General features: G+C 76.3%; 1 pseudogene. It reads right to left on the reverse strand.

The annotated features are described in order from the left end of the window. Positions 1–59 precede the first annotated feature (59 nt). Positions 60–279, reverse strand: a pseudogene (locus tag CCN39_RS52460) (ArgP/LysG family DNA-binding transcriptional regulator); the annotation flags it as partial.

The following is a 279-nucleotide window of genomic DNA, read 5'->3' on the forward strand; positions in this document are numbered from 1 at the left end:
CGCACGCGGCGGATCCGCCGGCCGGCGTCGCCTCCGAACGGCTGATGCCGGCCTGAGGGTCAGGAACCGGGGCCGCGCAAGGAGGACGCCGCCGTGGCCGCGACCGCTTCGGCCACTGTGGACAGTGCAGGGAGGTCCAGTTTCCACTGCTGCCAGTAGAGCGGCACGTCCACCGGCCGGTTCCGCACGAGCGGCACCAGCGTGCCGGCCCGCAGCCCGGCTGCCGCCTGCACCTCCGGCACCATGCCCCAGCCGAGCCCGGCGGCCACCGCGGCGACG

It is taken from the genome of Amycolatopsis kentuckyensis, assembly GCF_002155975.1.
GTDB classification, from domain to species: domain Bacteria; phylum Actinomycetota; class Actinomycetes; order Mycobacteriales; family Pseudonocardiaceae; genus Amycolatopsis; species Amycolatopsis kentuckyensis.